General features: G+C 69.5%; 17 protein-coding genes. 12 read left to right on the forward strand and 5 right to left on the reverse strand.

Features of this window, described 5'->3' with window-relative positions; all coding sequences use genetic code 11:
• The first annotated feature begins 24 nt into the window (after positions 1 to 24).
• From ACIBLA_RS30120 to ACIBLA_RS30160, 9 genes are all read left to right on the forward strand, one after another.
• Positions 25 to 687, forward strand: a complete 663-nt coding sequence (locus ACIBLA_RS30120; RefSeq protein WP_399200444.1) for a DUF2637 domain-containing protein — start codon at positions 25 to 27, stop codon at positions 685 to 687.
• A gap of 18 nt (positions 688 to 705) precedes the next feature.
• Entirely contained in the window at positions 706 to 885 is a 180-nt protein-coding gene (locus ACIBLA_RS30125) for a hypothetical protein (protein ID WP_399200445.1), read from the forward strand.
• A 5-nt stretch (positions 886 to 890) separates the two neighbouring features.
• Complete coding sequence (locus ACIBLA_RS30130; RefSeq protein WP_399200446.1) at positions 891 to 1079, forward strand: mobile element transfer protein; 189 nt, start codon at positions 891 to 893, stop codon at positions 1077 to 1079.
• An 11-nt stretch (positions 1080 to 1090) separates the two neighbouring features.
• A complete protein-coding gene (locus ACIBLA_RS30135; protein WP_399200447.1) occupies positions 1091 to 1375 on the forward strand; it encodes a hypothetical protein in 285 nt (94 codons plus the stop codon).
• Positions 1376 to 1463: 88 nt separating this feature from the next.
• The gene (locus ACIBLA_RS30140; protein WP_399200448.1) at positions 1464 to 1643 is read left to right on the forward strand and encodes a hypothetical protein; all 180 of its coding nucleotides are present in this window, start codon (positions 1464 to 1466) and stop codon (positions 1641 to 1643) included.
• A gap of 5 nt (positions 1644 to 1648) precedes the next feature.
• Entirely contained in the window at positions 1649 to 1846 is a 198-nt protein-coding gene (locus ACIBLA_RS30145; RefSeq protein WP_399200449.1) for a hypothetical protein, read from the forward strand.
• Positions 1846 to 3237, forward strand: coding sequence for a replication initiator protein RepSA (gene repSA, locus ACIBLA_RS30150; protein WP_399200450.1), 1392 nt, complete (start codon positions 1846 to 1848; stop codon positions 3235 to 3237). The genes ACIBLA_RS30145 and repSA overlap by 1 nt, the downstream gene beginning before the upstream one ends.
• A 2-nt stretch (positions 3238 to 3239) precedes the next feature.
• Positions 3240 to 3452 (forward strand): excisionase family DNA-binding protein, encoded by a 213-nt coding sequence (locus tag ACIBLA_RS30155; RefSeq protein WP_399200451.1) that lies wholly within the window; start codon positions 3240 to 3242, stop codon positions 3450 to 3452.
• Complete coding sequence (locus ACIBLA_RS30160; protein ID WP_399200452.1) at positions 3452 to 4630, forward strand: tyrosine-type recombinase/integrase; 1179 nt, start codon at positions 3452 to 3454, stop codon at positions 4628 to 4630. The genes ACIBLA_RS30155 and ACIBLA_RS30160 overlap by 1 nt, the downstream gene beginning before the upstream one ends.
• 202 nt (positions 4631 to 4832) lie before the next feature.
• Here the strand turns inward: ACIBLA_RS30160 and ACIBLA_RS30165 are convergent, their stop codons facing one another.
• Positions 4833 to 5768: a tyrosine-type recombinase/integrase gene (locus ACIBLA_RS30165; protein WP_399200453.1), complete on the reverse strand. Its 936-nt coding sequence runs from the start codon at positions 5766 to 5768 to the stop codon at positions 4833 to 4835.
• 20 nt (positions 5769 to 5788) lie between these two features.
• The gene (locus ACIBLA_RS30170; RefSeq protein ID WP_399200454.1) at positions 5789 to 6124 is read right to left on the reverse strand and encodes a hypothetical protein; all 336 of its coding nucleotides are present in this window, start codon (positions 6122 to 6124) and stop codon (positions 5789 to 5791) included.
• 583 nt (positions 6125 to 6707) lie between these two features.
• Here ACIBLA_RS30170 and ACIBLA_RS30175 point away from each other — a divergent pair.
• Positions 6708 to 7106: a hypothetical protein gene (locus tag ACIBLA_RS30175; RefSeq protein ID WP_363239995.1), complete on the forward strand. Its 399-nt coding sequence runs from the start codon at positions 6708 to 6710 to the stop codon at positions 7104 to 7106.
• A 280-nt stretch (positions 7107 to 7386) separates the two neighbouring features.
• Complete coding sequence (locus tag ACIBLA_RS30180) at positions 7387 to 8601, forward strand: esterase/lipase family protein (RefSeq protein ID WP_399200455.1); 1215 nt, start codon at positions 7387 to 7389, stop codon at positions 8599 to 8601.
• Positions 8602 to 8902: 301 nt separating this feature from the next.
• Here the strand turns inward: ACIBLA_RS30180 and ACIBLA_RS30185 are convergent, their stop codons facing one another.
• The 3 genes from ACIBLA_RS30185 to ACIBLA_RS30195 all read right to left on the reverse strand — a co-directional run bounded on the left by ACIBLA_RS30185 (position 8903) and on the right by ACIBLA_RS30195 (position 11810).
• A complete protein-coding gene (locus ACIBLA_RS30185; protein ID WP_399200457.1) occupies positions 8903 to 10126 on the reverse strand; it encodes an alpha/beta fold hydrolase in 1224 nt (407 codons plus the stop codon).
• Positions 10127 to 10439: 313 nt separating this feature from the next.
• The gene (locus tag ACIBLA_RS30190; RefSeq protein ID WP_399200458.1) at positions 10440 to 11426 is read right to left on the reverse strand and encodes a M56 family metallopeptidase; all 987 of its coding nucleotides are present in this window, start codon (positions 11424 to 11426) and stop codon (positions 10440 to 10442) included.
• A 3-nt stretch (positions 11427 to 11429) separates the two neighbouring features.
• Positions 11430 to 11810 carry a BlaI/MecI/CopY family transcriptional regulator gene (locus tag ACIBLA_RS30195; RefSeq protein WP_363239991.1) on the reverse strand — a complete coding sequence of 127 codons (381 nt, stop codon included), beginning with the start codon at positions 11808 to 11810 and terminating at the stop codon, positions 11430 to 11432.
• Positions 11811 to 12048: 238 nt separating this feature from the next.
• Between ACIBLA_RS30195 and ACIBLA_RS30200 the strand changes: the two genes are divergently transcribed.
• Positions 12049 to 12786, forward strand: a complete 738-nt coding sequence (locus ACIBLA_RS30200; protein ID WP_363239990.1) for a GNAT family N-acetyltransferase — start codon at positions 12049 to 12051, stop codon at positions 12784 to 12786.
• Positions 12787 to 12817: the final 31 nt, after the last annotated feature.

The raw sequence follows: 12817 nt of genomic DNA on the forward strand, positions 1-12817 counted from the left end.
CCTCTCGAAAGGAGGTGACCCCTCATGTTCCGCACCATCCGCTTTGACGCCGTGCTGGTTCAGGCCGTGATCGCCGGTGCCCTGTCCTTCGCGCACCTGCATGACCTCGCCGCCGCCGCCGGACAAGACGGTTGGAAGGCGTGGGCCTACCCGGTGAGCGTGGATCTCCTGCTCGTCGCCGCCTGGCGCCGGATGCGCACCACCGCCGACAACCGCGCCGCCTGGGTCTGGTTCGTCATTGCACTGACCGCCTCACTCGGCGCCAACATCGCCACCGCCGGACTCCTCGACCTCAACGACGTGCCCGACTGGCTGCGCATCACCGTCGCCGGATGGCCCGCCCTCGCGTTCCTCGGCGGCACCCTCCTCGCCCACGCACCCACCACGCCGGAAGCCGTGCCGGCCGATTCCGAGCCCGCCCCGGTCCCGGCCGTGGTCCCTGATCCGGAGCCCACCCCGGCGCCCGAAATCAGCGTCGACCGCGTCCCCGATCCGGCCCCGGAACTCCCGCCCGCACCCGACCCGGCTCCGGCTGTGGCGGTTCCTCCGGCGCTGCTCGATCACGCCCGGAAGCTCGCCGACACCCACCACGCCACCACCGGTACCCGCATCGACGCCGACACCCTGCGCACCCGTCTCGGCGTCCCCGCACCACTCGCCAACGCCATCAGCGCCCAACTCGCCTGACAGAGAAGGAGATTCATCATGCGTCCGTCTATCGAGTCCGCCCTGAAGCGGTCCGCCGAACTCACCCGCAGCAACCGCCTGGTCGAAGGAGCGGCCACCGCTGAAGCCGCGATCAACCGGGCCACCGACGACGAGCACCCCGAGATCCAGCAGTGGCTCACCGACCACGCCGACGACTTCACCGGCCGGAACGGCTGACCGCCATGGCCCGCCCGAAGCGCTTCAGGGACGTGATCCGTATCGGCCCCGTCCAGGTCGGCACCCACAACGACGCCCGTGGCCGCGACAAGCACGCCGCCGCCTGCACCGCCCCCGGCTGCGACTTCTCCGCCGACTACCTCAACCGCTCCGCCGCCGAACTCGCCGCCAAAACCCACCGCTGCAACCCCTGAGAGGAGCTGTCATGCACCTGCCCGATGAGCAGTTCCGCGCCGGTCACATCCCCGCCGACCTCTACCGGCAGATGCCGCCCGGTACCGATCTGCGCAAGGTCGTGATCATCCAGGAAGCGCCGCGCTCCTACGCCGGTCCCATCCTGCTCACGCTCACGATCACCGGCGGTGTCGCCCTCGTCGTCCTCATGATCGCCGTGACCATCCACGTGGCCGCTGTCGCCTCACTCGCCGTGCTCTCCGCCACCGGCGGTATCGGCCTGGCCCTCAAGAGCCCCACGCGCCGCAGCAAGTAGCCCCCGGAGCGGCCTCAACCGCCAAGTTTCCGCCGCTCCGGGCGCCCACCCCATCCAGGCCCAACAGACCCGAAAGGGAGATCCCATCATGCCTCAGCACACCCGCCCCCGGCCCATCTGCCCGGACTGCGACGGCTTCCCGACCGTCGCCATCACCACCGGCCAGCGCAGCACGACCGGCCAGCGTCAAACCCTCATGGTCACCTGCCGCGCCTGTAACGGCACCGGCCACCGCACCCCCGCCGCCCTCGCCCAGGCCGGGAAGTGACTGCCGTGAGTGACCTGACCCCGAGCCCGGGCAGCCCCGGCCTGCACGTCAGCAAGCCCTCTCCGTCCGCTCCCGCCCACGCCTCGGCCGTGTGCCACTGCGGTGCTTCGGCCACCGCGACCGGTGACACCCAGGTCCGTGCCCTGGTGGAGGGCTACACCGCCAACCACGGCCCCGCCCACGACAAGGGGCGTGGCCGCTGATGAACACCACCGCCCTCGCGGCGGGCCTGGACCCGGCCACCCTCAGCGATCTGCTGCGGGTGGCCGGGGCTCCCGGTTTCGACCGCTGGCAGGAACAGATCCGCCGCACCGGAGGATGCTCCGACCCGATCCGCCTCACCGGCGCGACCAAGACCATCGACCGCACCACCGGCACCCTCCTGCACCACTACACGACCGACAACGAGCCCGGCGGCATGCTCCGCCTCGCGTGCGGCAACCGCCGCGCCTCGCGCTGCCCCTCCTGCGCCTGGACCTACGCCGGGGACACCTACCACCTGATCCGCGCCGGACTCACCGGCGACCCGAACAAGGGCACCCCGCACACCGTGCGGGATCACCCCCGCGTGTTCGCGACCCTCACCGCCCCGTCCTTCGGCCCGGTCCACAACCGCCCCGGCACACGCCCCTGCCGATGCGGCACCCAACACCCCGAGGAAGCACCCGAGTTGGGCACCGCGCTGGACCCCGGTACGTACGACTACGCCGGGTCGGTGCTGTGGAACAACCACGCCGGGGACCTGTGGCGGTACGTCACCATCTACCTCCCGCGTGAGCTGGCCGCCCGTGCCGGCATAACCCAGCGCGAACTCAAGGAACAGCTCCGGGTGTCTTACGGCAAGGTCGCCGAGTACCAGAAGCGGGGCGCCATCCACTTCCACGCCGTCATCCGCTTCGACGGACCAGACGGCCCGGATTCCCCGCCGCCGTCCTGGGCGACGCTCGACCTGCTCACCAGCGCACTGCGTGCTGCGGCTTCCCGTGCTGAGATCAGCCTGCCCCCGGCCGGGGACCAGCCTGCCCGTGTGCTGGCCTGGGGGGCACAGCTCGACGTCCAGCCCATCGGTGCCTTCGGCAACGGCGAAGACCTCACCGAGCAGGCTGTCGCCTCCTACGTCGCCAAGTACGCCACCAAGGCGGCTGAGACGACCGGCACCGTGGACCGCCGCGTCGGCAACCGAGAAGCGCTGATCCTCCTCGACATCCCCGACCACACCCGGCGCCTGATCGAAGCGTGCTTCGACCTCCACCCCCTCTACCCGGACCGGCGCTTGCTGGCCTGGGCTCACATGCTCGGCTTCCGGGGCCACTTCTCCACCAAATCCCGCCGCTACTCCACCACCCTCGGGGCTCTGCGGCAGGTCCGGGCCGACTACCGCGCCCACCAGCAACGCGAAGCCCTCGGCCTGCCGGACCCCGACGACCACCCGGAGGGAACGACGCTCACCCTCGCGCACTGGTCCTACGCCGGACACGGACACACACCTGGTGAGTCTTGGCTCGCCGCCAACATCCACCGCGACATCCAACAACGCCGGGAAACCGCCCGCGAAGCACGCGCAGACCTGACCGACAACGAGGGGGAGTGGTGACCATGACCGACCGACTGCTGACGGTGCATCAGGTTGCTGAACGACTCGGCACGGGCGTCCGCTTCTCCCGGCGCCTGATCGAGGAACGACGCATCACCTTCGTGAAGGTTGGGCGTCATGTCCGTGTCCCCGAGAGCGCCGTAGAGGCGTACGTGACCGCCAACACCGTGGAGCCGGTCATTCTGCGGCCGATGAGCTTGAGGAGGGCTGCCTGATGGCTGGCAAGCGCAAGTCCCGCCGGAACTTCGGGCGTGTCCGCAAGCTGCCGTCCGGCCGGTTTCAGGCTCGGTATCCGGGGCCTGATGGCGTGCTGCGGCCTGCGGATCGGACGTTCGCCACGTCGACGGATGCCGACCGGTGGCTTATGAAGAAGCGCATTGAGGTCGAGGAGGGGCGCTGGCTCGATCCGGCCGAGGGACAGACGACCGTGCGTGAATGGTCGGCCCGCTGGCTCGCCGCTGTCTCCCCGCAGCTCAAGCACAAGACGCAAGCGACGTACCGGTCCCTGATCAACTCGCTGATCGTTCCGGCGCTCGGTGATAAGGAACTGTCCGGCCTTCGGCCGATCACGGTCGCGGAGTGGGTCGGCAGCATGAAGACCAAGGGACTTAGCGCGTCTCGGATCAGGCAGGCGTACCGGGTCCTGTCGCAGATCATGCGGTCGGCTGTCGACAACGACATGATCCCTCAGACTCCCTGCCGGGGCGTGAAGCTGCCGAGGATGCCTCAGACCGAGCCGCACATCCTGACCCCGCTCGAAGCCTCTCGGATCGTCCGGAGCGCTGCCAAGCCGCATGATCTGCTGATCGCACTCCTCGCGTACGGGGGCCTGCGGGTTGGCGAGGCGTTCGCCCTTCGGCGCGTGGACATCGATCTGCTCGGCCGCTTGGTCCTGGTTGATGAGAACCTTGCCGAGGCCAACGGCACGTTGGTCTTCGACACCCCCAAGTCGCATCAGAAGAGGCTCATCCGCGTCGGCCCGTCCTTGGTGAAGCGGCTCGCGAAGTACCTGGAGACGCTGCCGGGCGGGGACGATGCGCTCCTGTTCACCACGCCTGCGGGGAAGCCCATGCGCTACAACCAGTGGCGCAAGGCGTACTTCGACCCTGCGGTGTTGGCGGCCGGGCTGAGCGACGTGACTCCGCACGACCTCCGGGCCTCACACGGGACTTGGGTCGCCGACCGGTACGGCGTGATGACCGCCGCTCACCGGCTCGGCCACTCGAACGCCAGCGTCACGACCCGGCACTATGCCCGGCCGGTCGCCGGTCGTGACGACCAGGTCGCCGAGGCTGCCGACTTCTGGCTGAGCGGGCACGATCACGGGCCGGGGGCACGTAGCGGGCACGACGACGATGAAGACGGCTCCGCCGGGGTGCTCGTACCCGTTTGACCTGCGGGGGAGCGAGTCACGCGCCAAACCGCCGAAAGGTCTTGAAAACCGTCGTGGCAGCGATGTCACCGTGGGTTCAAATCCCACACCCACCGCGCAGGTCTGGGTTTGCGCAGGTCAGAAGGGGTGCCTTCGAATCGGAGGCACCCTTTCCGTTTGTGTGTCTCGTTCTGTCCCGCCTGTATCCCACCTCTGACCAGCGTCAGTGGTCCATTTGTCTTCCAGATTCGGGTCGGATCGGGGCCTCGGCCTGGTCGTCGGTAGCGTTGAGAGCCTGCTCGATCTGAGCATTGGTCTTGCTCTGGCTGCCGTGGATGACTCTGGCGTAGAAGCGGAAGAGGACCGCGATGCTGTGGCCCGCCCGGCGTGCGACCTCTGCCGGCGCCACCCCGGATGCCAGCCACAGGGAAACGCACGCGGCACGTAGCAAGTAGGGGTACTCAGCGAGCGGCGTGGAGACCTCCCACTCTTCGAGTACGGCACGACGGGCGGCTTGCCGGATTTCGCCGTACTCCTTGGACAGCACGTGGCCACCACGGCTGGCACGGAACAGCCGGCCGTTCTTGGCGGCGCCGGGCTTCTTGAGGTGCTCGCGCAGCGTGGCCACCAGGACCGGCGGGATGGGCAGGGGGCGAGTGGTCTTCCTCGCGCGCTTATTCAAGCCTCTGGTGTCGAAGGACTCACCGGTGTCCGTCCACCCGGAGCCGACACGGGGTTTGCTGCCGGAGAGCAGCAACTCGCCCCAGCCTTCTGCGGGCAGGGTGCAGTCCTTGAGGTGCAGATCGGTGACCTCGGCCGGGCGCATGGCCGCGTAGTACATGCAGGCGAAGAAGGCTTCCAGGTGTTCGCCGCGCCTGACCTGAATGCCGACTGAGGCGATGAGCCTTCTGGCGAGACTGAGGACGGGCACGAGGCGGAAGTCCACCTCGTCGTCCGTCTCCGGTGGGCTCCAGTCGATCTCGCTCAGGGGGGCGGCGGTCAGGAGTTCGCACTCCACCGCGTACCGGAGGGCGTTACTGAACACCGGTAGCTTCCGCCGGACGGTGTTCGGCGCCGCCTTCGACCCGTCCGTCTTGAGGGATAGCGCGGTGAGCGCCAGGCGCAGCAACGGAGCAGAGTCGAGCTCTGCGACCTTCACCGACTTCCGCTCGATCCACGTCAGCGCCGCCGCGACACCCTCAGGAGCTCCTCCACCGCGGTGCGGAACTGCCAGACACCGGTGGAGTCCTTGGCCAGGCGGAAGGCCCACGAGTAGAGCGCCCGGCGGAGCACGTTGGGAGCGGGGGCGCCCCGGCTGTCGTTCACGAGGGCGGGGGTGACTGTGGCCAGAGCGTCGGCGATGCCCGCACGGTGCTTGGCCGAGACGTCGGGCCACTTCATGGCTACGTACGCACGCGCGTGGACGTACCAGGTAGCAGAGTTGAGTTCCCGAAGCTCTGAACTGGGAAGAGGGGTGTCCGTGTTGAACTGATTGCGGTTGCGCAGAGCGGTCATCAGTTCCGAACGGCGCCCGTCCACTTGGGCTTTGAGCCGGAAGCTCTTCGAGAAGATCTGCGATCCGACCTTCCATGCGGGTCAGACGTGCGATGCGGCTCCCCGCTGCAGAGTTGCCTGCCTCTCGGCAATGTGGCTGACATGGTCGTGGTGGTGGATCTGCAGTCTGAGGCGGAGCTGCTGGCGGCACCGAGGAGGGTGCGGACAGTCTCGGCCACCTCGTGGGGAACCATCTCCAACGTCGTGAAGAGCGCCGTCAAGTGCAGCCCCGAAGGCGAACAGGTACGGAAGTCGGCGTCGGTTGGCCACAGCAGGGACGCGCGCCAAGGTCAGCCTGTCTCGCCGGTACCGGCGAGACAGGAGCGCAGCTCGGATCTGCCCGTGGCGCTTCTTCGCGGGCGAGGTTGGACGGCAGAGTCGGGCTTCTGCGTGCGCCGGTGAAAGAACTCCCTCCCCCCTGAGCTTCCAGCGCCCTCTCAGCCGGTGGTTTAACAAAGGAAGTCCGCTATGAGGGCGAAGGCGTCAATAGCGTTATTCGGGTCGCGGTCCAGGGAGGCGGCGGCATCCGTGCGAAGGGAAACGCATGTTCAAGAGCAAGAAGACCCGTGTCATTGCATTGACCGGCGCGGGGATCGGAGTGGTGGCGACAGTGCTGGCAGGGGTGGCCATCGCCGCTCCCGCCGCCGACAGCTCCCAGGCCCCGTACGTACAGGCCGGCGCCCTGGTCAACGCCGACGCCTCGGTCGTGCATTCCAAGGGCGTCAGCTCGGTGACCGGCTCGGGGCACGTCTTCTGCGTCGAGATCGGCAACGAGGACGTCGACCTGTCCAGGGCCATCATCACCGCCACCCCCCGCGACACCGCGGGCTCCACGCTCCGGGTCATCCCGGCCAACTGCGCGGGCGGGAAGGGCATCACCGTCGCCACCTACAACCCCTCCGGCGGCGGGATGGCCAACGGGTTCTACATCGCGGTCCATTGACCTGAACTACGCACCAGAACCCGTGCAGCCCCGTCGCCCCGGCGATGGGGCTGCACACAGCGCAACGAGAAACGGGCCCGGCTCAGGCGCGGATCATCTCACGCAGGTGGGTCTGAAACGGGCGCGGACGGCGGGGCTACCGCACGCTTCGGTTCTGCGGGTCGAAATGGGAGTAGTGAACCTAATCTGACGAAGTATGCGTAATCGGCGCTTAGTGGTTGGTGTGTCGGTCGAGGACGTCCCTTGAAGGGTTGTTCGTAACGAGGTGAAGGGACTGGTCGTGGCCGACAGCAGGACCGACAAAGCCAAGCAGGCCGCCGGGGCGATCGGACTGGTGACCCCGCAGACCGGGGCAGCGGTCCCGCCGGCGCCGGTGCGGGACGAGGAGTGGCAGCTGCCGCACGGCAGTGCCCGGGTGTACTACGGGGCAGGGGCGAAGGGGGTGGTGCGGCCCGTCGTCCTGGCCGACGGGTTCAACCTTGGGCCGAGCGACTTCGATCAGCTCTGGGACGGACTGGACAGGGGCCAGTTCCCGTTCATCAGCGGGCTTCTGGCCCAGGGGCGGACGCTGGTGCTGGTCGGGTTCACCGAGCGCAGCGACTCGATCCTCACCAACGCCGAGACGGTGAGCGCCGCGATCCTGCGGACCATCGCCGAGCAGCAGGGCGACGCCCGGCTGATGGTGGGCGGGTTCAGCATGGGCGGCATCGCCGCCCGGTACGCGCTCGCGAAGCTGGAATACCAGCGCATCGATCACCACACCAGCGTCTACGTATCGTTCGACAGCCCGCACCGAGGGGCATGGGTACCGATCGGTCTCCAGGCGTTCGCGCGCTACCTCGCCGACACCGACGACACCTACCTGCGGCAGATCAGCAGCCCCGCCGCCCAGCAGATGCTCTGGCGCCACCCGGAAGACATCGGCGCCGCCCCGGAACAGAGCCCGCTGCGCACGCAGTTCCTCCAGCAGCTGAGGCAGGTCGGCGGGTGGCCCCGCATTCCGCGCCTGCTTGGCGTGGCCAGCGGACGCGGTGACGGCGTGGGCAACGGTGTGAGGGCCGGGGCCAAGGCGCTGAGCTGCGCCGGCCCGGTCCTCGACGGCACGTACTTCCTCGCCCAGCAGCAGGGCGAGAAGGCGGAAGTGGCCGTACTGAACGGTGTCCTCGGCGGGCCGCACACCATCACCACGCCCGGCTTCCCCGAGCTGGACGGGGCACCCGGCGGCACGCTCGAATCGTTCGGCATCGTTGGCGAAGTACTCTCCGGCATCGGTGAGTCCGTCGACCTGACCCACCGGGCCGTCTGCTTCGTACCGTCCGTCAGCGCGGTCGCCGTCCGCGACCTGGACCAGCAGGATGACCTGTACGTCACCATCGACGACCTGTCGCCGGACGAGTTCGAACTCGACGAGTACCTCCTGTCCTCGGACAACACTCCGCACGCCGCCATGACCCCCGCGATCGGCGAGTGGGTCCTCGACCGGCTGCCTGACTGACCGGCCGTCGGCACGACAACTCCCGGACCGGCCGCAGGCGCGGCCGGTCCCCTCCGCACCGGCCGCGAGCAGCCCACCGTCGCACGGGTCTCCGCCACCTGCCGGGCCGGCAAGCCCACCCTGCGGCAACATGCGGCAGCGGTCCAGCCGCGTCGCTTGCTCGAAGGCTGTCGACCGCGCTCGACTCAGTTGGAGGCGGTTGCCAGGTGGCGCGAGTGTCTTGTGCGACCTGCGGTACCTGGCAAGATCCGTCCGCTGTGATGCCCCTCTGTGGACGGTGGGCAGAGGGGCATCACCGGGGTCAGCAGGTGCTCGGCGCGGCCCTGCCGGCGAAGCGGTCCGCGAGCCAGGGGAGACCCTCGGCGCTGGTGCCCTCGGTCGCGGCGATGTGGCCGGGGATGAGGTTGCTGGTGAACTTGACCGTCACGCCGCGGCGGCACCAGTCGGCGGCCAGGTTCTTGCCGACCTGCTGGGGGATGACGTCGTCCAGGGCGCTGTGGGAGAGCAGGACGGGCACGGCGGGCTTGCGCTTGCCGAGCTGCTGTTCGGCCACGATCGTGTCCCACGGGGCGCGCTTGAGGCGCTCGGTGAGTGGGCGCCCGTCCGTGGTCAGGAAGCGCGAGTTGAGGAAGGGGTACTTGGCGAGGGCCTGTGTGGTGCACAGGTTGTCGCGCAGGTCGTTCGTCACGCGTTTGCCGTGGGCGGTCAGGTAAGGGTCGATGTCGATGCCGTACGCGGTGGCGAGGCCGGAGAGGGCGTAGTTGAAGAACGCTCCGTAGGCGGAGCCGTCCATGCTGTCGGCGACCTTGTTCATGTCCGCCGGGGGAGCGCCGACGACGGCGCCCTTGATCTTCAGTTCCGGGGCGTAGGTGGGGGCGAGTTCGGCGGCGGACGCCGTGGCGCCGCCGCCCTGGGAGTAGCCGTAGAGCGCGACCGGTCCGGCGTCGGGGAGATCGACGGTGTTCAGGCGCTGGGCCGCGCGGACGGAGTCCAGGACGGCGCGGCCCTGGGCCTCGCGGGTCATATAGGTGTGGATTCCGGGGGTGCCGAGTCCCTGATAGTCGGTCACCACCACGGCGTAGCCCTGGTCGAGGAGCTTCTTGATGGGCAGCGCCTCGTACTCGGTGCCGTCGGCCAGCTGGCGGGAGGGGGCGCACTTGTCCGCCAGGCCCTGGGTGCCGGGGGCGAAGGCGACGATCGGGCGCTGACCGTACGGGGACGTGGCGGGGTTCAGCACGGTGCCGGTGACGGCGATGGCCTTCCCGGTGCGGTCGGTGGTGCGGTACATGATCCGGTGCGCGGTTGCCTTGGCCTTGAACGCCTTGAGCGGATCCAGATAGAAGACGCCCGGCTCCGAGCTGAGCACGTCGCCGTTGGCGGCGGGCAGGGCCATCGGCCGCTGCTGCAGGCCCGGTTGGCCGGCGGCGACCGCCTCGCTGCACGGCACGGTGAAGGTGAGCACGGCGGAGGCCGCGGCGGTGAACACTGCCACAGCCCGCCCGCCCAGGACACGACGACAGACCACGAGGGCTCCTCTGTCAGGGAATCAGGAAGATCCACTGACTACCCGAGGCGCGGCCCTCAACGATGCAGATACGCCGAAGCCGCACTGATGGCCCAAATTGATCCCATAGAACACCGAACACGGCTGGTACGCCCTCGCCGCGACCCTCGCTGACGCCGAAGCCGCAGGCGCTGGTTCATTCAGCACGGAGAAGACCGCCGCGTGGGTGGCGCTGCCGGTCACGGTGCGGAACGTATGGGTCGGGATCAGCATGTCCGTCCGAGTATGACCCGGCGGAGGCGCCCGCCCGAACGCCCCTACAGCCAAGGGCCGTTCAGTGCTCCGGACCCGGGTGGCAGCGCGGTGGGCAGTGGGCGGTGTCGGCGATCATGACCGCGGGGGCCAGCGCGAGGGTCGCGGGCACGGCCACCAGGACGGTGACGGCGCCCGCTGCCAGCGCGCGCGGTACCCGTCCTGTCCGGGACGGCGCGGGGGCGATGAGCCGGCGGATGCGCTCGGCCGGATCGGCTCCCGTCATCGCGGGCAGCGCCCCGCCGCCGGTTTCGGGGACGGTGCACATCTCCAGGAGGGCCGAGGCGAGCGTGCGGCGCCCGTGTTCCGTGGCCGCGTGGTCGTCGGCCGCCATCTCGGCCAGGCGCCGCACCTGCCCCGCGTAGTTGCGCAGCGCACCGCTCCAGCCGACGGCCACGGTCGCCACGTTCGCCAGGACGATCGCCGCATGATGACGGAAACGCAGGTGTGCCTGCTCATGGGCGACGGTGGCGGCGACCTGGTCGGCGGTGAGGAGGGCGAGCGCGCCACGGGTCAGGACGATGCGGCCGTCGCGCCGTGACCCCGGAATGCAGAAGGCGGCCGGTACCGGGTCTTCGAGGATACGGACGCGTCGCAGCGGGCCGGGCCCGTACGCCGCGAGCGCGTCAGTGACCAGCCGGTGCCTGCCCTGTTCGCGCCGCGAGTCGCGGATACGCCGCACGGCGAGCACGGCGGTCATGACCATGGCGGCGAGCAGCAGGGCGGTCGCCGCGTCGGCGACCGCGTCGATGTGCCAGGAGCCGCTGTATACGGCGTGGACCTGCGGCTTGTCGGCGTGGAACAGCCAGACGACGGCGTGCTCCCACAGGTCGTGTGCGGTGAGGACGAGCACGCTGGCCACGGTGACCAGGAAGGTCAGCGTGCAGGTGTGCCACACGTACAGCGCCGTACGGGGTGAGCGGGCCACCCACGCGGCGCGGGCGAGCCACCGGTCGCCGACCACGCCCACCAGGATCGCGTAGAGGAACAGTGCGCCGATGATCAGCACGGTTCAGGCTCCGCTCTGCGGTGGGTCGTCGGCGGGAGGTGCCGCCAGGGCCTCGCGCAGGGCGGCGGCTTCCCGGGGATCGAGTTGGCCCGCGAAGCGCAGGAGCGCGCCGGCCCGGTCTGTGGCGGCGTCCAGCACCTGACCCATGAGTTCCGCGGAGTAGTCGTCGGCGCTCCGGGCGGCGCTGTACTGATAGGAGCGGCCCCGTTTCTCCCGGGTCAGCCAGCCCTTCTCACGCAGCCGCTCCGTGACGGTCATCACGGTCGTATAGGCCAGGGTGCGCGGGCCGTTGAGCGCGTCGGTCAGGGCGTGGATGGTGACGGGTTCGCCTCGCTGCCACACCACCCTCATGATCTGCGACTCCAGCTCGCCGAACGCTCGCATCGAAACCTTCCCCTCCAGGTCCTTCGCCTCGCCCGCACCAGTCTCTCCCGCCGGAGGACCTGCTCCGTCCGGGGCGGGCGGGCATCACACTCCAAGCTGTTTCTACATAGCGTAGTGGATTTATTTCTACACGGCGTAGTAGTTTGCGGGTGTGGACGCCGAATCCCGCGCTACCGCGCCATCGAGCCCTGCCCACCCCGTCCCGAGCCCCTACTCGCCGGGCCCCCGTCTGCCGGCCATGAGAGACGCGCACCCACCGGCCGAACTCCCGTACGCCGTGCGCTTCATGGATCCGCAGCACCTTCCCTACGTGGTCAGGGAGCACCGGAGGCTCTTCCCCGACGGCTTCTTCGCCCGTCTCGGCCCTAGATTCCTCAGTACGTACACCGGGATGTATCTGACCAGCCCGCACGCCCTGGCCTTCATCGCCGAGGTCGACGGCCGCCCCGTCGGATTCCTGGTGGGGGTGACGGATCCGGCGCTTCACCGTCGCCATACGCTGCGGCGCCACGGCAGCAGACTGCTGCTGCTCGCGGCCGGTGGCCTGACCGTACGGCCCCGCCTGCTGGGGCACTTCCTGCGCACCCGGCTGCCGCGCTACGTCCGCAAACTGACGCTCCGTCAACAACCTGCGGACACCGCCACGACGACGGCACGGAGCCCATCGGGCCCCGGGGCGGTGCTCGCGCACGTCGCCGTCGCCGACGCGGCCTCTTCGCGGGGCATCGGCGCGGACCTCATCGAGCGCTTCGTGGCCGCCGCCACGATCGCCGGATGCGGCCGGGTCTCCCTGGTCACGGCAGAAGGGCCCCAGGGTGCCGGCTCCTACTACGAACGGCGCGGGTGGCGACTCGCCGGCCGTACCGCCACGCTGGAGGGCCGCCAACTGCTCACGTACGAGCGCCTCCTGGAGGCCCCTTCGTGGCCGCCGGGCTGGACCAGGCCGGGCAGGGCCGACAGGCCGCCGTCCCACTGAACATCGCCCGGCTTTCCCACTCCGCTTCTCA

This window comes from Streptomyces sp. NPDC050433, assembly GCF_044458565.1.
GTDB lineage: Bacteria > Actinomycetota > Actinomycetes > Streptomycetales > Streptomycetaceae > Streptomyces.